This window comes from Acinetobacter sp. HR7 (assembly GCF_000773685.1).
GTDB classification, from domain to species: domain Bacteria; phylum Pseudomonadota; class Gammaproteobacteria; order Pseudomonadales; family Moraxellaceae; genus Acinetobacter; species Acinetobacter thermotolerans.
Window position 1 is genome coordinate 21,968 of sequence record NZ_JPQO01000184.1, and the last position, 22,479, is coordinate 44,446.

General features: G+C 44.8%; 19 protein-coding genes. 16 read left to right on the forward strand and 3 right to left on the reverse strand.

Translation table 11 applies throughout. From position 1 onward, the window contains the following. Nucleotides 1–114: 114 nt before the first annotated feature. Complete coding sequence (gene mtlD / locus GW12_RS10200) at nucleotides 115–2,241, forward strand: bifunctional mannitol-1-phosphate dehydrogenase/phosphatase (RefSeq protein WP_034587151.1); 2,127 nt, start codon at nucleotides 115–117, stop codon at nucleotides 2,239–2,241. A 57-nt stretch (nucleotides 2,242–2,298) separates the two neighbouring features. Here the strand turns inward: mtlD and GW12_RS10205 are convergent, their stop codons facing one another. Then, a complete protein-coding gene (locus tag GW12_RS10205) occupies nucleotides 2,299–3,303 on the reverse strand; it encodes an ABC transporter substrate-binding protein (RefSeq protein ID WP_034587152.1) in 1,005 nt (334 codons plus the stop codon). Nucleotides 3,304–3,313: 10 nt separating this feature from the next. Continuing rightward, a complete protein-coding gene (locus GW12_RS10210; RefSeq protein WP_034587153.1) occupies nucleotides 3,314–3,892 on the reverse strand; it encodes an ANTAR domain-containing response regulator in 579 nt (192 codons plus the stop codon). A 401-nt stretch (nucleotides 3,893–4,293) separates the two neighbouring features. Here GW12_RS10210 and GW12_RS10215 point away from each other — a divergent pair, with 401 nt between their 5' ends. The 15 genes from GW12_RS10215 (at nucleotide 4,294) to GW12_RS10285 (ending at nucleotide 21,770) form a co-directional block, all read left to right on the forward strand. After that, complete coding sequence (locus GW12_RS10215) at nucleotides 4,294–5,643, forward strand: MFS transporter (protein WP_034587155.1); 1,350 nt, start codon at nucleotides 4,294–4,296, stop codon at nucleotides 5,641–5,643. 35 nt (nucleotides 5,644–5,678) lie between these two features. Beyond that, entirely contained in the window at nucleotides 5,679–8,225 is a 2,547-nt protein-coding gene (gene nirB / locus GW12_RS10220; protein WP_034587157.1) for a nitrite reductase large subunit NirB, read from the forward strand. A 24-nt stretch (nucleotides 8,226–8,249) separates the two neighbouring features. Then, complete coding sequence (gene nirD, locus GW12_RS10225; protein WP_034587160.1) at nucleotides 8,250–9,860, forward strand: nitrite reductase small subunit NirD; 1,611 nt, start codon at nucleotides 8,250–8,252, stop codon at nucleotides 9,858–9,860. Nucleotides 9,861–10,134: 274 nt separating this feature from the next. After that, the gene (locus tag GW12_RS10230; protein ID WP_034587162.1) at nucleotides 10,135–12,912 is read left to right on the forward strand and encodes a nitrate reductase; all 2,778 of its coding nucleotides are present in this window, start codon (nucleotides 10,135–10,137) and stop codon (nucleotides 12,910–12,912) included. Further along, a complete protein-coding gene (locus tag GW12_RS10235; RefSeq protein WP_034587164.1) occupies nucleotides 12,912–13,535 on the forward strand; it encodes an NTP transferase domain-containing protein in 624 nt (207 codons plus the stop codon). Before GW12_RS10230 ends, GW12_RS10235 begins: the two co-directional genes overlap by 1 nt. Nucleotides 13,536–13,762: 227 nt before the next feature. Next, on the forward strand, nucleotides 13,763–14,824 hold the full coding sequence (gene moaA / locus GW12_RS10240) for a GTP 3',8-cyclase MoaA (RefSeq protein ID WP_034587166.1): 1,062 nt from the start codon (nucleotides 13,763–13,765) through the stop codon (nucleotides 14,822–14,824). Nucleotide 14,825: 1 nt separating this feature from the next. Beyond that, nucleotides 14,826–15,092: a MoaD/ThiS family protein gene (locus GW12_RS10245; protein ID WP_034587168.1), complete on the forward strand. Its 267-nt coding sequence runs from the start codon at nucleotides 14,826–14,828 to the stop codon at nucleotides 15,090–15,092. 1 nt (nucleotide 15,093) lies between these two features. After that, nucleotides 15,094–15,654, forward strand: coding sequence for a molybdenum cofactor biosynthesis protein MoaE (locus GW12_RS10250; RefSeq protein ID WP_034587170.1), 561 nt, complete (start codon nucleotides 15,094–15,096; stop codon nucleotides 15,652–15,654). Nucleotides 15,655–15,711: 57 nt separating this feature from the next. After that, complete coding sequence (moaCB, locus tag GW12_RS10255; RefSeq protein ID WP_034587172.1) at nucleotides 15,712–16,635, forward strand: bifunctional molybdenum cofactor biosynthesis protein MoaC/MoaB; 924 nt, start codon at nucleotides 15,712–15,714, stop codon at nucleotides 16,633–16,635. Continuing rightward, nucleotides 16,632–17,882 carry a molybdopterin molybdotransferase MoeA gene (locus GW12_RS10260; RefSeq protein WP_034587173.1) on the forward strand — a complete coding sequence of 417 codons (1,251 nt, stop codon included), beginning with the start codon at nucleotides 16,632–16,634 and terminating at the stop codon, nucleotides 17,880–17,882. Before moaCB ends, GW12_RS10260 begins: the two co-directional genes overlap by 4 nt. Nucleotides 17,883–17,899: 17 nt before the next feature. Then, nucleotides 17,900–18,652: a molybdate ABC transporter substrate-binding protein gene (gene modA / locus GW12_RS10265; protein WP_052127909.1), complete on the forward strand. Its 753-nt coding sequence runs from the start codon at nucleotides 17,900–17,902 to the stop codon at nucleotides 18,650–18,652. Between the two features lie 12 nt (nucleotides 18,653–18,664). Beyond that, the gene (modB, locus tag GW12_RS10270; protein ID WP_034587176.1) at nucleotides 18,665–19,351 is read left to right on the forward strand and encodes a molybdate ABC transporter permease subunit; all 687 of its coding nucleotides are present in this window, start codon (nucleotides 18,665–18,667) and stop codon (nucleotides 19,349–19,351) included. Continuing rightward, complete coding sequence (locus tag GW12_RS10275; RefSeq protein WP_034587178.1) at nucleotides 19,351–19,995, forward strand: ATP-binding cassette domain-containing protein; 645 nt, start codon at nucleotides 19,351–19,353, stop codon at nucleotides 19,993–19,995. Before modB ends, GW12_RS10275 begins: the two co-directional genes overlap by 1 nt. A 97-nt stretch (nucleotides 19,996–20,092) precedes the next feature. After that, nucleotides 20,093–21,295 carry an MFS transporter gene (locus GW12_RS10280; protein ID WP_034587180.1) on the forward strand — a complete coding sequence of 401 codons (1,203 nt, stop codon included), beginning with the start codon at nucleotides 20,093–20,095 and terminating at the stop codon, nucleotides 21,293–21,295. A 319-nt stretch (nucleotides 21,296–21,614) separates the two neighbouring features. Continuing rightward, nucleotides 21,615–21,770 (forward strand): hypothetical protein, encoded by a 156-nt coding sequence (locus tag GW12_RS10285; RefSeq protein WP_227504164.1) that lies wholly within the window; start codon nucleotides 21,615–21,617, stop codon nucleotides 21,768–21,770. A 166-nt stretch (nucleotides 21,771–21,936) separates the two neighbouring features. Here GW12_RS10285 and GW12_RS10290 read toward each other — a convergent pair whose 3' ends face one another. Then, nucleotides 21,937–22,275, reverse strand: coding sequence for a P-II family nitrogen regulator (locus GW12_RS10290; protein ID WP_034587183.1), 339 nt, complete (start codon nucleotides 22,273–22,275; stop codon nucleotides 21,937–21,939). Nucleotides 22,276–22,479 lie beyond the last annotated feature (204 nt).

A 22,479-nucleotide genomic window follows, 5' to 3' on the forward strand; every position in this document is an offset into this window, starting at 1 on the left:
ATTGATCAATTTATAGTCAGAACTATTTCATATCTTTACATTAGTTTATTTAATCTCTTATTTTCCTTAAGGTATTGTCCACTTCTTAACTCATTGAATTATAAAAGGGGAGCAATGCTAGAATTTAAAAATCAAATCGTACACGGCGCAATTTTCGATATGGATGGAACCATGTTTGATACAGAACGTTTGCGCTTTCAAACCTTGCAACAAGCTTCACGTGAGCTGATCGGCGTCGAATTTTCTGAAAACTATTTAATGCAGTGCTTGGGCTTAAGTGCCCGTAGTGCCGAGCAGCTGGCCAAAGAGCGTTATGGACAAGATGTTCCTTATGCCGAGATCCGCCAGCGCGCCGATGTACTGGAACTAGAACATGTACGCAATTATGGTGTTCCAATTAAAAAAGGTTTATTTCAGGTGTTGGAACGCCTACGCAAGGCAGGCCTAAAAATGGCTGTGGCGACTTCGAGTCGACGTGCGATCGCAGAAGAATATCTGATCAATGCCAATGTCTATAAATTTTTTGATGTGCTGGTGTGTGGCGATGAGATTAAACAGGGGAAACCTCATCCAGAAATTTTTATCAGCGCAGCCGAAAAAATCAATTTAAGTCCGGCTCAATGCCTGATGTTCGAAGATTCTGAAAATGGCCTGCGATCTGCCTATGATGCAGGCGGTATGACGGTACTTTTTAAAGATATTAAAACGCCGAATGAATCAATGCTGGCACAAGCGCAGTATTATTATGAAACGATGGAAGATTTTCTGATAGATCTGAACCAGTTTGTTCCGGTGCTAGAAATGCCAGAACTTGAGACTGCATTTCCGCAAACGCTGAATCAGTTAACAGTTGGGATTCACGGCTTCGGTGCAATTGGCGGTGGTTATCTGGCTCAGGTGTTATCACACTGGGATGGCTATACGCGTCCACGCAAAATTATTGCCTCGACCCGTAATCCACTCTATCAATCTGCCGTAAATGCATTTGGCACCTATTGCATTCGATATGGTCAGAACTCTTTTGACCAGCGTATTGAGAATATGAGTGTGATTGATGCGCATGATCTGGAGCAAATGCAGAACATGTATATTGAATCCAGTCTGGTCGCAGTCTGTGTCCCTGAGGAAGCGCTGGTTTCTGAAGCAGAGGTGATTGCACAGGGTTTATATGCGCGATACCTGGCTTATGAGCAACAGGAGCAGCCGCTGACGCTGTTAATTATCCTGAATAAAATCGGAGCCAAACAGCTGGTGATGCAGCAGATTCTGAGCCGTCTGCAACAGATTACGGACGAACAGACAGCGCAACACATTATGGATCAGCATTATTTCTGTGACACAGTGGTGAACCGCATGGTATCCAAACTGTCTGACCAGAAACTGTACCGTCAGCTGCGCATCAAATACAATATGTTCAAACAGTATCAGCTGGATGAAGATCTGTCCGTAGTTGATCTGGATGATTCTACAGCCCTGAATGCAGAGCAGGAACATCAGGCCGGTTTGTATATTGAAGACTTGCGCCGTAATTTCCAGCCTAGTCATATTCTGCAGTCTATGGATCTGATTCTGTTTAATGCCGAAACGGATATGCCAATCTATGTGGAAAATAACAGTCCATTATTGGCTAAAATGCGCCAGATGATTCTGGTAGATGATATTGCTAATATCCAGCTGATTAAAAACCGCTTATGGAATGGTGTACATGCGATGATGGCGTGGTATGCCAGCCTGCGCGGTCATCAGACCATTGGCGTGGCCATGTCAGATCATGCAATCAGAAAATTCATGCAGCAGGCTTTAGCGCAGGTCAAACATGGTCTCTGCTACCAGATTCCTAAGCATGCTTCAGAACTGGAGCGTCTGGCGCAAAGTTTTACTGAATCCTGTGCCTATGCTTATCAGGACCCATGTGCCCGTGTAGGGCGTGAACCTTTAAGAAAGCTGGAACACAATGAACGGGTTATGGGTTCATTATCGACCTTGCTTAAATATAGTTTGCCATTTGATGTGGTTTTAAAAGGCGCAGTGTTGGGCTATATCTATGCTCTGGAACAGGGTGAATGCGAACAGCAGGAACTGTTGATGCATTTACAGATCCAGTTAAGACATATGGCATTAGAACCGCAGCTATATGAGACTTTGTATGATGAAATGTCACAATTCATCAATCAGATTATCGCTGGAAAATTGTCCTTGCAAAAATTCATGCAACTGGATTTGCAGCAAGCGTTCAGCTAAATCACATAGTAAATAAAAAAGACCCAGAACAATTCTGGGTTTTTTATTGCAATAATTTTAAATCACCACTGAATCTTGCTGATAAATACACTGCTGGGCAATTTGCTGTTGGTCTTCTTGAGAAAGTTCAACATCATCCCATTTCTGGATCTGATCCAGCAGCCAGATAAAATCTGCTAATTTCGGTTCAGCACTTTCACCATGCATATTACGGATAATCTTCTGGATTTTATGGAAGTCATACACATGTTGCTGCGCAGAACATTCAAACTGGATGATCTGGTATTCCACCAGCATCTGCCAGACGTCAGATAAATCTTCCATGTGTTGCAGATCGGCTTGGGCTTTTTGAATCGCGGTCACTAATGCCTTTAAAGTCTGCGGATGCTGTTCAGCCCATTCCTGAGTGACTGCTAATACTTTATCTGCTACTGCCGGAATGATATTTGGACTGGAAGCGACAATAAAACTATGACCTTCAATCTGCGCCTGAATATTCCAAGGTTCACCGACACAAAAACCATCAAAAATATGCTGGGCAATGCCTTTCACCATTGAAGGTGGTGGGGAAGTCAACATATGAAAGCTTTTAGCAAAATCCGGATCGGTGAGTGCTAACCATTCACGTAAGCAAAAATGGTGGATCGAGTATTTATACACATGTGCCAGATTGACCGGTTTATTTTCTTTTAGCAATTGTACCACTTGGTGTGAGCTAAATTTTTCATCACTATTCGGTGGTAAATCCAGTGCATAACACAACTCCTGACGCAGGCTGATAAAGGCCTGATTGATACTCAACACTAATGGCGTTTGCAGATTGGCTTTGAGTTGATCCTGACCTAAAGCTGCTGCAGGTAACATCGCAGACAGACAATGTGCGGCATCCAGAAAGCCATACGCCAGACGGTCTCGCAAGCTAGCCCAAGACGCTTCACGGATCAGGTTCACTTTCAGGCCTTGTTCCTGAAAATAGCACTGTTTTTCTGCCCAGAGAATTGCGACACAATCGAGCAAGGGAATAAAACCGATATTGATTTCATGCTGTTCCAGTTCAGACATTATCTTCTCCTTATTCGCCCGATAATAGTTTTTGTGCATCTAAAAGACGGCGCGCCATTTCACCCAAGGTAATGCGGTGACTCATGGCATTTTTACGCAGCAGGGCAAAGGCCTGTTCTTCGCTCATGGAGTGCAGTTGTATTAACAAGGATTTGGCTTTATCGATGTCTCGGCGGTCTGCCAGCTTATCCTGAGTTTCCTTGAGATCATCCAATAGCTTTTTATGCTTATGAAATTGCTCAATGGAAATCTCCATGATGCTATTTAGTTTGCTTGGGTCAATACCATCGACAATATACGCCGTCACACCGGCATCAATCGCGCTCTTGATGGTGTCCTTGTTGGAGTTTTGGGTAAATAGAACCGTAGGTAATTCATATTGAGTTACACAGCTTTCGATAATGTCTCGGTGCGGGTGATCCATATTTAATAAAATGACATCTGCCTGTAGATTCTTGACATGTACCATGCTCAGATCATGGACGATCAGGCAGGCTACAACAATAAAATCATGTGTGGTCAAAGAATCCTGAATAAATTCAGCACGCTCGGCATTGTCATCAATGAGTGCAATTTTAAGTTTTGGCATATTACAGCTTTATTTTGATCCAATGATCGGTACATCTTGAGTGCATTTATATGCAATTTTTGCGCCATTTATAGGCAGTATAAAGCAGGGTTTCCTGCATTTTTATGATTCCTTTTTGTGCAAAGGCTTTTAAACGGTGCAATTCCATCAATATCGTAGGGGATTGCGATGCCTATAAATAAGTTGAGCCAGCGCTTTATCACTAAAAAAATAAGTAAAAAAGCTATTTTTATAAAATTGGCACAGATCCTGCAAAGTATTTACCGAGATGAAAGTATTGAGTCAAAGGCGACTCATACATGAAAATTTAGACGGCCAATGACGTCCGTTCTGTTCGATTCTGACCTGCCAAAGCAACAGGCCAGGATATTTATAACGTTCAGTTCTGGAGGAAGAGGGTCATGTCTTCAAATTTACAAGCTCAAAAAGCAACTAAAATAAGTCTATTCAGTTTTTCCAGCGCAGCGATGCGTGCCTTCCACATGAGCTGGTTGGCATTCTTCGTCTGCTTTTTTGCCTGGTTTGCCTGCGCACCGCTGATGCCAGTGATTGCAGGTGAATTCAACCTCACCAAAGCTCAAATTGCCAATATCAATATTGCCGCAGTCGCGATCACCATTCTGGTTCGACTGATTGTCGGTCCGCTGTGTGACAAATACGGCCCTCGTAAAGCCTATACCGCATTGCTGATCATCGGCAGTATTCCGGTATTTGGTGTTGCAGCTTCTAACAGCTACGAATCTTTCCTGTTCTTCCGTCTGCTGATCGGTGCGATCGGTGCCAGCTTCGTGATTACCCAATACCACACCAGCATCATGTTTGCGCCAAATGTGGTGGGTACAGCGAATGCAGCAAGTGCAGGCTGGGGTAATGCAGGTGGTGGTGCGACACAGGCGCTCATGCCTTTAATGCTGGCAGCGATTGTAATGTTCGGTGTTGAACAGGCAATGGGCTGGAGAATTGCGCTGATCGTCCCTGGTCTGATGATGGTCATCGTAGGGATCCTGTACTGGAAACTGACTCAAGACTGCCCACAAGGCAACTTTAAAGAATTACGCGAACAAGGCGTAAGTGTCGGCAGCGACAAAAAAGGTGGTATGGCAATCCTGTTGCATGCAGCGAAAAACTACCGCGTATGGATCCTTTTTGGTGCTTATGCAGCCTGCTTCGGTATCGAAATCTTCATTCACAACATCGTAGCGATGTACTACGTGGACAACTTTCAGTTTGGCCTCAAAGAAGCAGGTATGACTGCGGGGATCTTTGGTCTGCTGGCACTGTTTGCCCGTGCATTGGGTGGCATCGTGTCAGACCGAGTGGCACTGAAAAAAGGTCTGGACGGACGTACCAAAGTCCTGTTCGGCATGATCATGCTGGAAGGCCTGTTCCTGATCCTGTTCTCGCAAATGAATAGCGCAATCCTGGCAATTCTCAGCATGACGGTATTCGCATTGTTTACCCACATGGCATGTGGTGCGACTTATGCGCTGGTCCCTTTCATTGACCGCGATGCACTAGGTGGCGTAGCCGGCATTATCGGTGCAGGCGGCAACGTGGGTGCAGTTGCTGCAGGTTTCTTACTGAAAGGCATGCTGGATATTCAAACCACATTAATGGTGCTGGGTGGACTCGTCGTGATCGCTGCAAGCTGTGTCCTGATGATCCGCTTCTCGGTTGAGCATAAGGAAAAAGAGCAACGTCTGTTTGAACAGGCACTCCAGGATCGCAACCTCGCTGACGCGCAAAATTAAGACCAGATATTTAAAAATTAGTAGGAAGTAAACTTATGAAAATTATCATGATTGGTCATGGCATGGTGGGCCACAAGTTTATCGAATCTGTACTGGAACAGGCAGGCGATGACGTTGAAATCACAATTTTGGCCGAAGAACCACGACTGGCTTATGACCGTGTCCATTTGACTGAATATTTCAGTGGAAAATCTGCAAAAGATTTAACCTTATGTCGTTCTGACTTTGCAGATGCGTATGGTATTGACTTGCGTCTAGGTACTAAAGCGGTTTCTATCAATCAGGTAACACGTACAGTAACCACCCAGCATGGTGAAGAACTAACTTATGACAAGCTGATTCTGGCAACGGGTTCTTATGCTTTCGTTCCACCCATTCCTGGTAATGACCGTGAAAATTGCTTTGTTTACCGTACTATTGAAGATCTGGATGCCATTCGTGCAGCGAGCTTAAATGCCAAAACGGGTGTAGTCATTGGTGGCGGCCTGTTAGGTCTGGAAGCTGCCAAAGCCCTACGTGACCTGAATCTGGAAACGCATGTGGTCGAATTCGCACCACGCTTAATGGCAGTACAGATCGATGATCTGGGTGGCAAAGTACTACGTACCAAAATTGAAGATCTGGGCGTTAAAGTCCATACCCAAAAAGCCACCTCGTCTATTGAAGACGGCGTAAATGCTAAACACGTGATGAAGTTCGGTGATGGTGCTGAGCTGGAAACCGACATCATCCTGTTCTCTGCGGGGATCCGTCCACGCGACGAACTGGCACGTCAAAGTGGCCTGGCGATTGGTGAACGCGGTGGTATCGTGATCAATGATTACTGCCAGACATCAAATCCGGACATTTACGCAATTGGTGAATGTGCGCTGTGGAATAACAAGATTTTTGGTCTGGTTGCGCCCGGCTACGACATGGCACGTATTGCTGCGAAACATGTACTGCAAGAAGAATGTGCCGCATTTACTGGCGCGGACATGAGCACCAAGTTGAAACTGATGGGTGTGGATGTTGCATCAGTTGGCGATGCACATGCCATGACACCAGGTTCACTGAGCTACTTCTATGCCGATGAAGCAGCACAGATCTACAAGAAAATTGTCGTAAACGCAGAAAAAACCAAACTACTGGGTGCAGTGCTGGTTGGTTGTGCAAAAGAATATAACGACCTATTGCAAATGATGCTGAATGGTCTGGAAATCCCGGAAAATCCAGAAAGCCTGATCATGCCAGGCTTTGATCAGGCAGCAGCAAAAACGGGTGGTAGCGGTGTAGATCTGCTTCCAGACAGCGCAACGATCTGTTCATGTAATAACGTTTCTAAAGCGGATATCTGTTCTGCGATTGCCGATGGTTCAACTTCTCTCGGTGCACTGAAAAAATGCACCAAAGCCGCAACGGCTTGTGGTGGATGTGCACCGCTGGTGACGCAAGTTCTGAAGTCTGAATTACAACGTCAAGGTGTTACCGTAAACAACCATCTCTGCGAACACTTTGCTTATTCACGCCAGGAACTGTATCACCTGGTTCGTGTCAATGAGATCAAGACCTTTGATGACCTGATCCAGCAACATGGTCATGGTCTAGGCTGTGATATCTGTAAGCCAACAGTGGCAAACATCCTGGCATCTTGCTGGAATGACTTTGTCCTGAAACCAAGCCATGCCGGCCTGCAAGACAGTAACGACTATTACCTTGGTAACATTCAAAAAGATGGTACTTACTCTGTCGTTCCTCGTATGGCGGGTGGTGAAGTCACTCCAGATGGTCTGATCGTAATTGGTCAGATTGCTAAAGAATATGGTCTGTATACCAAACTGACTGGCGGCCAGCGTGTCGATATGTTTGGTGCGCAACTACATCAATTACCAGAAATCTGGGAAAAACTGATCAATGCCGGTTTTGAGTCTGGTCATGCCTACGGTAAATCGCTGCGTACGGTTAAATCTTGTGTTGGTAGCACCTGGTGTCGTTATGGTGTAGATGATTCTGTGGGCTTGGCGATCTATTTGGAAAACCGCTACAAGGGCTTACGTTCTCCACACAAACTGAAAATGGCCGTGTCTGGCTGTACCCGTGAATGTGCCGAAGCACAAAGCAAAGACGTCGGTGTGATTGCCACTGAAAAAGGCTGGAACCTCTATGTCTGCGGTAACGGCGGTATGAAACCGCGTCATGCTGAACTACTGGCATCAGATCTGGATACGCAAACTTTAGTCCGCTATATCGACCGTTTCTTCATGTTCTATATCCAGACGGCTGATCGTTTGCAACGTACTTCAGTATGGCGCGACAACCTCGAAGGCGGCCTGGATTATCTGAAAGATGTCATCGTCAATGACTCACTGGGTCTTGCAGCAGAATTAGAGCGTCGTATGGAGCATGTGGTGGGTACTTATCAGGATGAATGGCGTACTGCAGTTGAAAATCCAGAAGTCCGTAAACGTTTCAAAACCTTTATTAATGCCAAGGCTGAACAGCAAAACGATCCGCACGTTCAATTTACTGAAGTGCGTGGTCAGATCCGTCCAAAAACTGAAGCTGAACGCAATGCCAGCCGTATTCCGGTAGTTGAAGCCTGATTCAAAGAATAAAGGAGCAAGAATATGACAATGTTTAAAGATATGAATGAACTGAATTGGGTTGAAGTATGTGCACTGGATGACATTACCCCAAATACTGGTGTTGCAGCCTTGGTGGAAGATCAGCAAATTGCGATCTTCCGTGTGGGTTCAGAAAAACGTGTTTATGCACTCAGTAATCAGGATCCATTTAGTAAAGCATTTGTGATGTCACGCGGTATCATTGGTGACCTGCAAGGTGAGCGCGTTGTCGCTTCACCAATTTACAAGCAGCATTTCAGTCTGGCGACTGGCCGCTGTCTGGAAGATAAAGACCAGAAGCTACTGGTTTTTCCAAGCAAGATTGAAAACGGCAAAGTATTCATTAGCCCAGTGCCACAAAAAACTTATATCACCAATAACGGTGTTTCACCTGAAAAAATGAAACTAGTATTGGTGGGTAATGGTTTAGCTGGCATGCGCTGTCTAGAAGACCTGCTGGATATGGCGCCAGACCGTTATGAAATTACTGTGATTGGTGAAGAGCCTTGGGGCAACTACAACCGCATCATGCTGTCGCCAGTGCTTTCTGGCGAGAAAACCATTGATGACATCATGCTGCATCCGCATGTATGGTATGCCGACAAAGGTATTCGTCTGATTGCAGGTGATCCAGCGGTTCGCATTGATCGTCCGCATAAGCAGGTTTATACCGAAAAAGGCGAAGTGATCAGTTATGACCGTTTGATTCTGGCGACGGGTTCCAAGCCATTTGTTCCGCCAATTCCAGGTAGCGACTTAAAAGGCGTACTCAGCTTCCGCGACATTTATGACGTGAACAACATGCTGAACTACTGCAAAACCAAGAAAAATGCGGTCGTCATCGGCGGTGGCTTATTAGGCCTAGAGGCGGCTTATGGCCTGAAACAGCAAGGCATGAATGTCACCGTATTGCATCTGATGGATCGCATTATGGATCGTCAGCTGGATAGCAAAGCCAGCCAGATGCTGAAAACAGCGATTGAGCAGAAGGGCATCACCATCCTGACCGAAGCGAATACCGAATGTCTGATTGGTAAAGAAGGACATGTGACCCAAGTGAAATTAAAAGATGGCACCGTGCTGGCTGCTGATCTGGTGGTCTTCGCAGTGGGTATTCGTCCAAATATCACATTGGCGCAAAGTGCTGGTCTGCGTTGTAATCGCGGTGTGCTGGTAAATGACACCATGCAGACTTTTGACCCAAGTATTTATGCGGTGGGTGAATGTATCGAGCACCGTGGTCAAACCTTTGGTCTGGTTGAACCACTTTGGGGCCAAGCATTCATTTGTGCATCACATCTGGCCGAGCATGGCAGCCTGACCTTTAAAGCGCCAACGGTTCCGACTCAGCTGAAAGTGAGTGGTTGTGATGTGTTCTCGGCAGGTGACTTCGAACCAAAAGATGATTTTGAAGATATCGTGTTGAATGACGAAAAGCGTCAAATCTATAAACGCATTATTATTCAAAAGGATAAAGTCATTGGTGCAGTGCTGTTTGGTGATACCGAGGATGGTGCCTGGTATGCCGAACTGATTGCAGATCAGACACCGATCACTTCGATTCGAAATAAACTGCTGTTTGGTCGGGATTTTGCATTAAAGAAAGCAGGGTAATTAGATCTCTGTAATTAGTACTTCATGACAAGGATGTCATAGCCTCAAATGAAGTACTAAAGCAACCATTTACGTGTAGGCACTTCCTTACTTTTGAAAGATCAAAAGTAACAAAAATCTTGGATTCCCATACATTACTTCCTGTAATGATGGGAATCGGTGGCATCCATGCCACCTCACGATAGTGAATGCTTACACAAATTTCGTATTTCAAATAAAGCCAAGATAAAAATCGGAATTACGTGAATTTAGATGATTAAGGAGCACAGCAGCAATGAATAGTATCCCAGTGGTGGAACTGCATAGCTCCACAGAATTAAAAACGATGACGACTCAAACCACCTGTCCATATTGCGGCGTGGGTTGTGGTGTGACTGCACATGTAACGCCGACTACATCAGGTCCGAAAGTGACTGTTGAAGGTGATGCCAACCATCCTTCCAATTTCGGCAAGTTATGTATCAAAGGCAGTACTCTGGCAGATACTTTAGGACTGGAAACCCGTTTACTGCAGCCAATGCTGGGTCGGAAAGATCAGCGTGAAGTCACGAGTTGGGATACTGCAGTTTCGTCCATTGCCAATAAATTCCAGCAATGCATTGATCAATATGGCCGAGACAGTATCGCGTTCTATGTCTCAGGTCAGCTGCTGACCGAAGATTATTATGTGGTGAACAAATTCGTCAAAGGCTATCTCGGTACTGCAAACATCGATACCAATTCACGTTTATGCATGTCTTCAGCAGTGGCAGCATATAAGCGTGCTTTTGGCGAGGATCTGGTTCCAGCCAGCTACGAAGATTTTGAACATACCGATATGGTGGTACTGGTCGGTTCCAATACCGCTTGGTGCCATCCAGTGTTGTATCAGCGCATTATGAAAGCCAAGGAACAACGTGACCTGTTTGTGGTTGTGGTAGATCCGCGTTTTACCAGCACCTGTGAAGCAGCAGATTTGCATTTGCCAATTCTGCCCGGTCAGGATGTGGCGCTGTTTAATGGCTTATTACAGTACTTGCATCAGCATGGTTACATCGATGATGCATTTGTTGCCGCACATACCCAAGGGCTGGAACAGGCTTTGGCAAGCAGTTCAACAGAAGCATTAATTGATGATGTGGCTGCACGTACCGGTATTTCAGCAGTTAAACTCACTCAATTCTTTGAAAAATTTGCCCAGACTGACAAAGTAATGACGTTGTTCTCCATGGGTGTAAACCAGTCATCACGTGGCGTTGATAAAGCCAACAGTATTATCAACTGTCATTTGCTCACCGGTAAAATCGGCAAACTCGGTGCAGCGCCATTTTCCATGACCGGTCAGCCAAATGCGATGGGCGGCCGTGAAGTCGGTGGTCTAGCCAATATGCTGGCTGCACATCTGGATTTAGAGAATCCGGGACATCAGCAGCTGGTACAAAGCTTCTGGCAAAGCCCAACCATTGCGACGCAGGTGGGTTTAAAAGCAGTCGATTTATTTCAGGCGGTTGAAAGCGGCAAGATCAAGGCGATCTGGATTATGGCCACCAATCCGGTGGTCAGCCTGCCAGATGCAGATCAGGTCAAACGTGCCTTGGAAAAATGTGAATTCGTGGTAGTGTCCGATATCTGTCAGGACACGGATACCACCCAATATGCTGATGTCTTGTTGCCCGCTTTAGGTTGGGGGGAAAAAGATGGCACCGTGACCAATTCAGAACGTCGCATCTCACGTCAGCATGCATTTTTGGATGCACCGGGTGAAACCAAAGCCGACTGGTGGGCCATTGCTCAAGTGGCAAAATACATGGGCTTTAGCGGTTTCGATTTCCAGAACAGTTATGAAATCTTTAAGGAACATGCTGGACTTTCCGCCTATCAGAATGCAGAACTATCTAAACGCGTCGACACTCCATATTTCCGTTATTTTAACCTGCAAGGTTTAACTGATTTAACAGCAGAAGAATATGACGAACTCGATCCAGTACAATGGCCGGTTTGGGATAAGCAACAAGATGCGAAATCTGTCGCCCGATTATTTGCTCAAGGCCAGTTCAGTCATGCGGGTGGCAAAGCCAAGTTTATTGCCACCACAGCGATTGATCCGGTGAATCAGGTTTCCAGTGAATATCCTTTAATTTTGAATACTGGCCGGATCCGGGATCAGTGGCATACCATGAGCCGTACCGGTTTATCGGCGAATTTGAGTACGCACCGTGCCGAACCTTACTGCGAAATTCACCCAAATGATGCACTGAAATATGGGATTCAAGATGGTGAACTGGTCGAAGTGTACTCGGAGTGGGGTCTATGTGTTTTACGTGCCCAGGTCAGTGAAGACATTCGCCGTGGCCAGGTCTTTGCACCGATTCACTGGAATGATCAGGTTGCATCCGACGCACGTATTGGCAAACTTGTGAATCCAGTGGTGGATGCTATTTCTGGTGAACCAGAATTCAAGCATACGCCAGTGCTGATCCAGCCATTCCATATTCAATGGCAGGGTGTGCTGTATGTACGTGAAGGTTATGAAAGTTATGTGCAGCCATTTATTGACAAGAGCATCTGGTGGACCAAGGTCAAAGCGGTTCGTGCGACACGTTATGAAATCGCGGATCGTCAGAAATTCAGCACCACGACTGAGCAACTGAAAAGTCTGTTGCCATTTACTGAAGAAGATTTTGAATGGCTGAATCTGGATGACCAGACTGCACATATCAGTCATAGCGTGGTGTTACAAGATGGCAAGCTGATTGCCAGTCTGTATATCGCACCGAAAGCACTGTTACCTGATCGCGACTGGTTATCTGGTCTGTTCCAGCGCGAACGTCTGAGTGCCATGCACCGTAAGGCTTTGCTGGCTGGTCAGCCCATTTCAATGCGCAATAATGAAGGTCCATTAGTATGTAGCTGTTTTAAAGTCGGCAAAAATCGCATCATCCAAACCATAAAAGAAAAAAATATCACCAACGAAAAACAAGTAACCGCATGTCTAAAAGCCGGCGGCAATTGCGGTTCCTGCTTACCTGAAATTCGTGGCTTGATTAAAGCCTGCCAGACGGAGTCCGTATAATGAAAAGAATCCATAAGAATATTAATTATCCACCTACCGATCTCGTGATCCTGGCCGGAGGCCAGGCGCGCCGTATGAATGGCATCAACAAACTGCTGCAAAAGTTTGATGATGAAATTCAGTTGATCAAGATTCACCAACAGCTCAGATCACGCGTTGGTCAGGTCTGGATCAACAGCCACCGGGATCATTCCATCTATGAACGCATTATTCCATCCATCCAATATTTTCAGGATGATGAACCCGGCTTTCAGGGGCCACTGATGGGCATGAAAAGTGCCTGGTCGTATGTACAATCCGACTATGTGCTGTTTGTGCCATGCGACGTGACGTATATCCCGAAAAAAGTCATTTCCAGATTACACCAGGCCATTCAGCGTAATCCGCTTTGTGAAGTCGCTGTGGTGGAAATTAATGGCACTGCACTGTATCCGTTCTGCTTGCTGAAACGGAGCAGTTTGCCAACGCTAGTTCAGCAGATTGAACAAAATCAGCGCAGTTTAAAGCAATGTTTTGCCCAAATGCACATGCAGATGGCAAGATTTAAGAATCACGCACTGTTTTTTCACAGTATTAACTCTTTTGAGGAGTTGCAGCAGCATCAGCAATTACATTTTCTCTAAATGTGAATGAGTTGATGCTTAAAAGCAGGGCAAGAAACCTGTTTAAGACCCACATTTTGCTTAAATTTCAATAAATCGCACTTAAATATTAAAAAACTCTGTTTTCTGCGCAAAAGTGGAACACTTATTGCAAATCAACCTTAAAGAAATCGCAATTTAATAGGGCATAGATCAGTAAAACACTTGCTTAAAAACACAGTGAATGATCCCGCCTCATGGAACATGTAATGAACCGCATTCAACCTTTGCAGCAAACTGAACTGGTTCCAGTATTTCAGGACCAGTTTGGTCGTAACAAGCGCAAACTGCGTATTTCCGTGACGGATCGCTGTAATTTTAAATGTGTTTATTGCATGCCCGAGCATCCAGAATGGATGAAAAAGCACGATTTACTCAGTTTTGAAGAACTCTATCATTTTTGTGAATTCATGGTTCGCCGTGGTATCGAGCAGATCCGGATTACCGGTGGCGAACCGTTAATGCGCCAAGGCGTAGTGCATTTTATTGCCGAATTACAACAACTGAAAAAAATCGGCCTAAAACGTATTTCCATGACCACGAATGGTCATTATCTCAAACAATATGCAGCAGAGCTCAAACAGGCTGGTCTGGATGATCTGAATATCAGCCTGGATAGTCTGGATACTGAACAATTCGAACAGTTAACCGCAAAAAAACTGCAGCCTGTCTTAGAAGGCATTCAAGCTGCACAGCAAGTAGGATTTTTAATCAAGATTAATGCGGTGCTGATTAAAGGCAGCAATGACAACCAGATTTTGCATTTGGCGCACTGGGCCAAACGCGAAAACGTCGAACTGCGTTTTATCGAATTTATGCCCTTAGATGGCGACCAGAACTGGTCAAGTGATCATGTGGTTAGTGAGCAGGACATTCTGGATCAATTGGCCACAGAATTTGAAATCAAGATTGGACAAAGCCAAGGCGCTAATCCAGCACGGACTTATCAGATTGATAACATGCCGATCGGGATTATTTCCACCATTACCAATTCATTTTGTGGCAGCTGTGACCGACTACGTCTCAATGCCCAAGGTGAATTTTTTAACTGCCTATTTTCAACTCAAGGCCTGAAGCTGAAAGACAGTATCCAGCAGTTACGACAGCAATCCCTATCAGCCGAACAAATCCTGCAACAACAGCTGCAAACCTACATCTGGAACAAAGCTGCTGGTTTTCATGCCATCCAAGCCCAGCAAAAACAGTTCAATCTAGAACCTAAATCCAATCCGAATTTCCGAAAAATCAGTATGCATATGATAGGAGGCTAAGATGACCACAGAACTTCAATCATCGATCACCGTCAAAATCGAATCTTTCGGTGCGATCGAACGTCAGTTGCCTCAAGACTTAACCGTGCAATGTCAGGCTGACAGTCTGGTGGCGGATGTATTGTATAAAGTCGTGCAATCCTTTCCTGAAGCCTACAACCTGTTAGAACGCTGTGCCTGTGCCATTGGTGAAGACATCATTTCCCGCCAGACCAAATTGAACCGAGACAGCACGTTAGTGTTGCTCTCACCGGTAGCAGGAGGCTGAAATGAAACTAAAACAGTTTGCCCGTATTCAGGACACCCCATTGCAACTGGATGTTTTTGATGGCATTCAGCATTTTCCTGAATGCGGTGGTATCGGCATCTTTGTCGGAACGGTACGCAACCATCATGAAGGTAAAGCGGTCAAAGCGTTGAAATATACGGCTTATGCGCCTGTGGCTGAAAAGATGATTCGCCAGATCGAACAGGAAATTCAGGCCAAATATGGTGTGTCCTATGTCCGGGTGGTACATCGGATTGGTTCACTGGATATTGGTGATACGGCAATTATTGCCATGGCCTATGCACCACACCGCCGCGAAGCTTTTCAGGCTTGTGAAGAGGCAGTGGAACGGGTCAAACACGAAGTGCCAGTATGGAAAGAAGAATTCTATATGGATGGCACAAGCCAATATGTCGAAGGCTGCTGTATCCGTCGTGACGATGAGGCAATGCTTCACCATCATGCTGAACACTCACATACCCATAGCCATGCCTGTACGGATGCACATAAATCGAAACAATTGTCTCTGAACTCGATCCAGCCAAGTGTTCCTGTTTATTAGTGGCCGCTATACATTAATTTTGAACAGATAAATGAAAAGATGAGAGAAGGATAAGCCATGAAAGATGTCGGAATGAAGCCGGAAAGTTACCGTACCGCGATTGCCACTGGGATTCTGCATGCGCCGCCACACTGCATCGAACTGCTCCGTAATGGCAATACTGACAAAGGCGATGCCTTAAAAACCGCACGTATTGCCGGAATATTAGGGGCCAAACGTACTGATGAGCTGATTCCTCTTTGTCATCCACTACCAATTTACCGGGCTGATGTGGAATATCAGCTGGAAGAAGCTCATGTGGTGATCACAGCTGTGGTGGAAACGATTGGTCCAACCGGGGTGGAAATGGAAGCACTCACTGCTGTCAGTCTGGCAGGATTAACCCTGTACGATATGCTGAAACCGCATTGTGAGCCTGAAGATCTTTGTCTGGATCAAATCAAACTTGAGAAGAAAAAAGGTGGTAAATCTCATTTCACGCGTGTTTTGAAAGCGCCTTTACCCGCTTCTGTGATTGTGCTGTCAGATACCGTGGCTTCTGGAAAGAAAGCCGATACTGCGGGACAAAACGTCGTGGACATTCTGGAAGAAGCCAATTTTGGTTATATCCAATATCAGGTGATTCCAGACAGTCCAGAACAGCTCAAAGCGCTCATTGAACAGCAAAAAAATGATTATCCATTGATCCTGACTGTCGGTGGTACTGGACTTGGACCAAAAGACCTGACCGTAGAAACCATTCAGCCATTATTAACCCGTGAAATTCCGGGACTAATGGAAGCTGCCCGTAGCTTTGGTCAGCGCCGTACGCCGTATGCTGCCTTAAGTCGTGGAGTTGCAGGGTATATCGAAAACAGTTTAGTGCTCACTTTGCCGGGCAGTCGCCAAGGGGCTAAGGAGTCTCTCATCGCCATTCTGCCTGCACTAGTACATCTGTTTGACGTGCAGAAAAATATTCCGCATACAGGAGGCTATCAATGAACCATGCAGTGAATGCTACAGTGCATTCCGCCTGTGGCAGTGAACCCGGCCTGATTTCTGTGGATCAAGCCTTGCAAATGATTCTGGATCATACGGATCATCTCGGGACGGAAATACTGCCACTCAGTCAGGCATTGAATCGTTTCGTTGCCGAAGATGTCTATTCAGAAATTCAGCTGCCGATGTTTTCGCAAAGTGCCGTAGATGGCTATGCCATTTGTATGGATACAGATATGCCATCTCGCAGCACTTTTGAGCTGATCGGTGAAATCCGTGCCGGGCAAGTCGCTAATTTTGAACTGCAACCGAGGCAGGCCGTACGTATTTTTACTGGTGCGAAAATCCCTAAGCAAACCACGACAGTCGCACGTCAGGAAATTGTGCAGTTTGACGGTTCATCCATTACTTTGACCGAAGCTTTGCGACTGGATGCCGATGTCCGTAAAGCCGGTGAAGAAATTACCATTGGACAATGTCTAGCCAGCCAAGGACAGCAGCTTAGCATTGGGACTATTGCTGCCTTAAGCATGGCAGGTGTACGTGAAGTATCCGTTTATCGCTATCCCAAAATTGCGGTCGTCATTACTGGCGATGAAGTCGCCGAAACAGTTGAAGACCTGAATTCCGGCAAAATCTTTGATGCCAATGCGACTTTGATTCAGGCCTGGTTTCAGTCCAGAAACCAGCAAGTCGATATTCTGCATGTGGCTGATACAGAGCAGGCAGTCTGTGATTTATTTACAAATCTACGCGATCAATATGATTTGATCCTGACCACAGGCGGCGTATCGGTTGGCGATTATGATTTTGTCCGTCCGGTGGCACTAAAACTGGGTTTTGAACAAATCTTCTGGAAAGTGAAACAGAAACCGGGCAAGCCAATGTTTTTTGCCAAGTCAGAACGATCCGAGCAAGGCACATGTTATTTACTAGGGCTGCCGGGTAATCCGGGCGCAGTCTATGTCGGAATGCAAATCTATGTAGCGACTTTGATGGATGCTTTACAGGGCCAAAAGCTGTTACCGCAATGGTTTAATGGGGTAATTAGTCATGATCTGAAAGCGGATAGTCGGGAACGATTGTTACGCATGGTCGCCAGCTTTGAAACAGGAATACTCAAATTGTCCAGCTTGCCAAAACAGCAGTCACATATGTTGAGTAACCTGATGCAGGCCAATTGCCTGGTGCGGATTCCAGCCCATCAAAACATACAGTCAGGGCAAGTATTACAGGGCTTATTTATTTAATTTACGTTGGTTCAGTCTTGAAGAATATATTTTTCAGTTTGGGGGTATGCAGCCTAATACCTGTTGCTGAGGCGGGAACGGTACGAATTTATGCCGCAGCTAGCTTGACCAATGCCGTGACGGATATCGTGCAGCTATTTGTCAAACAACATCCCCAAGTGAAAGTTGTCCCTGTGTTTGGGGCTTCTTCAGCCCTCGCAAGACAGATTGAAGCGGGCGCACCGAGTGATATTTTCTTTTCAGCCGATCAGGACTGGATGAATTATCTTGTAAATAAGCAAAAGGTGGTTAAAGCACAGGTCAAGCCTCTGTTGAGCAATCAGCTGGTTCTGATTAATCCCATTTATTCCAAGCAAAAATTCCAGGCCAGTCCTCAATTTAATTTTGCACAGTCCTTTCAGGGGCATTTATGTACCGGGCAAATGGAGTCGGTGCCGGTTGGGAAATATGCTAAACAGAGTTTAAGCAAACTCAATTGGCTGCACAGCCTGAATGGCCGAATTGTCGGAACTGACAATGCCCGTGCAACTTTGGCTTTGGTCGAGCGTGGTGAATGTCAGGCAGGGATCGTTTATAAAACCGATGCATTGCAAAGCAAGAAAGTCAAAATTGCCGGTATCTTCCCACCCCATAGTCACAGCCGGATCGTTTATCCAATCGCAGTAACCCAATTGGGGATTCGAAATGCTGATGCCATGAAACTAATGCGCTTTATGAGTCATCATGCCAAAGCCAGAGAAATTTACCAGCATTATGGTTTTAGATTCTAGGATGGGTCCAGCATGCTAACGCCAGAGGAACTGAATGCACTGTATCTGTCCGCCAAAGTCGCTGGCTTTGCGACAGTGATCTGTTTGCCTTTTGCTATCCTGCTGGCCTGGGTTCTGGCACGTTATGAATTTCGCCTGAAATATATTGTGGAAGCACTGCTGCAAATGCCGATGGTGTTGCCACCTGTGGTGCTGGGCTATTTATTATTGGTCGTTTTTGGTGGCAATGGCTGGATTGGACAATGGTTACAGCAGTGGGGCATACAACTAGCATTTAACTGGAAAGGGGCTGTGCTAGCAGCGATGATCGTGGCTTTCCCACTCATGGTGCAGCCCATCCGTTTATCTTTTCAGTTGATGAATCCACAACTGGAGCAGGTTGCCAGTTCATTAGGGGTTCATCCCTTCAAAGTCTTCTGCAGTATCAGTCTGCCACTGGCTTTTCCCGGTATTCTGATTGGCAGCATTCTATGCTTTAGCCGCAGTCTGGGTGAATTTGGTGCCACCATTACTTTTGTTGGCAATATTCCCGATGAAACCCGCACTATTCCCATTGCAATCTATTCATTGTTACAACAACCGGATGGTGAGCAAATAGCGTTGCGGCTGGTATTGTTGTCTCTTGGGCTGGCTTTTGCCGCTTTGCTGGCAAATTACTGGATCATGCAGAAATACCAGCGAAAAATTCAGGAGTGCTAATGCTGCAGTGTGAGTTTCATTATCAAAATAAAAACTTTAGTTTGGATGCAGCCATCCAGATGCAACATTCGGTATTAGGCATTATTGGGCCATCCGGTGCAGGTAAAACGACCTTTTTGAAACTGCTACTTGGACTCTATCAACCACAAACAGGCTTTATTCATTTAAATCAACAGATCCTGACAGATACAAGCCAGAAAATTGATCTTCCAATGCATCAACGTAAAATCGCTTTGGTGTTTCAGCAAGTGATGTTATTTCCACACATGAATGTGCAACAGAATCTGCTGTATGCTAAAAACTGGGGCAAACTGAAACAGAGCAAATTCCATTTAAATGAAATTGCGAAGTTGCTGGAAATTGATCATTTATTAGAACGACGGGTGCAACAATTATCAGGAGGTGAAGCACAACGTGTTTCCATCGGTCGGGCACTGTTATCTAGCCCTGAATTACTCTTACTTGATGAACCACTCACAGGATTAGATAGCAAACTGAAACAGCAAATCCTGCCTTTTTTAGCCCGAATCCGGGATGAAATTCAGGTGCCGATGATTTATGTGACCCATCATCATGAGGAGTTAGAACAGCTAGATGCAGAAATGATTGAATTAAAAGATCATCGCTTGAGCAATTTGCCGTAATGAATGATTTGAAAATACGAAAAAATAGAAAAATAAAATAAATTTCAAGTAATTTGGCTTAGCGTATAATCTTCAGCCATTACCGAATACGACATGGATGAATATGACGGATACCGCACAGGCCGAAGTAACGCAGTCTGCCTCAAAAATGGTTTTACCCATTGTTTTTGCTGTTGCCCTTGCACATTTTCTCAATGACCTGATTCAAGCCTGTTTACCAGCGATCTATCCTTTGCTGAAAACCAATTATGACCTGAGTTTCGGTCAGATCGGCTTAATTTCTCTCGTGTATCAATTGACGGCTTCTTTATTGCAGCCTTGGGTGGGCTTCTATACCGACAAATATCCAAAGCCTTATTTGCTACCGATCGGTATGGGTTTTACCTTATTTGGAATTTTGCTATTAGCTCTATCGCAGAGTTTTGCAATGTTGCTAGTTGCTGCTGCGATTATCGGGATCGGTTCTTCGACTTTTCATCCAGAAGCATCCCGAGTCGCGCGTATGGCATCAGGTGGCAAGCTCGGCACTGCACAATCGGCCTTTCAGGTGGGTGGCAATAGTGGTTCTGCGGTAGGGCCTTTACTGGCTGCACTGATTATTATTCCCAATGGTCAGGCATCTTCAGCATGGCTAATGCTGTTTGCTGCTTTTGGAATATTTGTGCTGTTTAAGGTTAGCCGCTGGACCATTACAAATAGTCAGACACAACTAAAAAAGATGGGTAGTACAGCAGCGGCTAAACTGCAGGGAACCACTTTAGTACGTGCGCTTGGTGTCATTGGTATCCTGATGATCGCCAAGTTTACCTATACCGTAAGCATCAGCAACTATTTTACTTTCTATCTCATTGATAAATTTGGCATCTCAATTCGAGATGCACAATTATATCTATTTGCCTTTTTAGGTGCCGTGGCAATGGGTACTTTCTTTGGTGGCCCAATTGGTGACCGGATTGGCCGAAATGCAGTGATCTGGTTTTCCTTTTTGGGCATGGCACCATTTGCCTTACTCATGCCGTATGCCAATTTATTCTGGACCTGTATCTTTTCAATTTTTGCAGGCCTGATTTTATCTTCAGCATTTTCTGCCATGGTGGTTTATGCCCAGGAAGCAGTCCCAGGTCGTGTCGGAACGATTGCTGGACTGATGTTTGGTGTGATGTTTGGCATCAGCGGGATTGCAGCAGCCGGATTAGGTTATGTGGCAGATCATACCAGCATCGCGTGGGTCTTCCAGTTATGTTCATACCTGCCATTATTAGGCATATTGAGCTTCTTCCTGCCTAAGACGCAAAAATAAAAATAGCATTTGAACGATCTTCTGAATGTAGATTGTGCCTGTTTAAAACCTCAAAGATCATTCATCTTTGAGGTTTTTTATTATTTCATCTGAATTTTATAAAAGGAAAGATAGGCAAAAATATGTGATTGATATTGCATTGTTTTATTTAATAAAGAATATGCTAGATTATAGTGAATAAAATATGATCAAATTTAAGAATTGGAATAATAATTGCTTGATATAAAACAAACAAAATCAGTTCAGTAGTTAAAAAGTTGGAGGGTGAGCGATGAAAGTAAGAATAATATCTACTCTCGCATTTTTAGGTAGCATTTCCATGTTCACGACAGTCAGTATGGCGGGCGAGGGTGGTTTGCATTTTGCTGAAAAAAATATTGCCAAAGCTGCAGAATACCAGGAGAAAAAGAAAGTGACGGTAACAGATGCCGAGGTTTTACAGGCCAAAACTGTTGAGGCTAAAATTCAAAACTAAAGATTTAAAAGATTTGATTTTTCATTTATTCAGAATAAAGCTCACTGCATCATGAGATGGGTGAGCTTTTTAGTAAATTATTGGTCTATATCGAAGTGAAATATAATTTATTTAGCTTCATGAACCACACTTGAATAAAGATAGATTTTAGGTTTAAACAAACATCTTAAAGTGCTGCTACGCCAGTCTCACTGGTTCTGATTCGCACCACCTGTTCAAGCGGAGTGACAAAAATCTTGCCATCACCGATTTTATCAGTACATGCCGCTTTAATAATGCCTTCAATCACCTGATCGACTTTTTCATCTGGGACGGCAACTTCTACTTTTACTTTTGGAAGAAACTCAACGCTATATTCAGCGCCACGATACATTTCAGAATGACCTTTCTGGCGTCCGGCACCTTTGACTTCAGTGACTGTTAAACCATGAATATCATGATGAGAAAGCTCAGTACGTACATCATCGAGTTTGAATGGTTTAATAATTGCTGTTATTAATTTCATCTCGATCTCCTTGGCTTATTGTAATGATTTAAAAATAGGTGATGGATGAAGAATAAGCAATGATATTATTTTTCAATTCATATGAAATTAAATGGATTTATGTATTTGATTTATAACTTTTCATAATAGTTAAGCTTAATCATCAGCGTTTTAAAATTTGAGTATCTCGGATGACTATCTATTACTTAACCTTTTAGCATATTT

Bases quoted from the DNA above. Each gene is read 5' to 3' on its own strand.
- GW12_RS10260 (WP_034587173.1), top strand. From the start codon at position 16,632: ATGAACCATGCAGTGAATGCTACAGTGCATTCCGCCTGTGGCAGTGAA.
- GW12_RS10205 (WP_034587152.1), bottom strand. From the start codon at position 3,303: ATGTCTGAACTGGAACAGCATGAAATCAATATCGGTTTTATTCCCTTG.
- mtlD (WP_034587151.1), top strand. From the start codon at position 115: ATGCTAGAATTTAAAAATCAAATCGTACACGGCGCAATTTTCGATATG.
- GW12_RS10215 (WP_034587155.1), top strand. From the start codon at position 4,294: ATGTCTTCAAATTTACAAGCTCAAAAAGCAACTAAAATAAGTCTATTC.
- GW12_RS10285 (WP_227504164.1), top strand. From the start codon at position 21,615: ATGTTCACGACAGTCAGTATGGCGGGCGAGGGTGGTTTGCATTTTGCT.
- moaCB (WP_034587172.1), top strand. From the start codon at position 15,712: ATGAAAGATGTCGGAATGAAGCCGGAAAGTTACCGTACCGCGATTGCC.
- nirD (WP_034587160.1), top strand. From the start codon at position 8,250: ATGACAATGTTTAAAGATATGAATGAACTGAATTGGGTTGAAGTATGT.
- moaA (WP_034587166.1), top strand. From the start codon at position 13,763: ATGAACCGCATTCAACCTTTGCAGCAAACTGAACTGGTTCCAGTATTT.
- GW12_RS10280 (WP_034587180.1), top strand. From the start codon at position 20,093: ATGAATATGACGGATACCGCACAGGCCGAAGTAACGCAGTCTGCCTCA.
- modB (WP_034587176.1), top strand. From the start codon at position 18,665: ATGCTAACGCCAGAGGAACTGAATGCACTGTATCTGTCCGCCAAAGTC.
- GW12_RS10290 (WP_034587183.1), bottom strand. From the start codon at position 22,275: ATGAAATTAATAACAGCAATTATTAAACCATTCAAACTCGATGATGTA.
- GW12_RS10245 (WP_034587168.1), top strand. From the start codon at position 14,826: ATGACCACAGAACTTCAATCATCGATCACCGTCAAAATCGAATCTTTC.
- GW12_RS10230 (WP_034587162.1), top strand. From the start codon at position 10,135: ATGAATAGTATCCCAGTGGTGGAACTGCATAGCTCCACAGAATTAAAA.
- GW12_RS10235 (WP_034587164.1), top strand. From the start codon at position 12,912: ATGAAAAGAATCCATAAGAATATTAATTATCCACCTACCGATCTCGTG.
- GW12_RS10250 (WP_034587170.1), top strand. From the start codon at position 15,094: ATGAAACTAAAACAGTTTGCCCGTATTCAGGACACCCCATTGCAACTG.
- GW12_RS10210 (WP_034587153.1), bottom strand. From the start codon at position 3,892: ATGCCAAAACTTAAAATTGCACTCATTGATGACAATGCCGAGCGTGCT.
- GW12_RS10275 (WP_034587178.1), top strand. From the start codon at position 19,351: ATGCTGCAGTGTGAGTTTCATTATCAAAATAAAAACTTTAGTTTGGAT.
- nirB (WP_034587157.1), top strand. From the start codon at position 5,679: ATGAAAATTATCATGATTGGTCATGGCATGGTGGGCCACAAGTTTATC.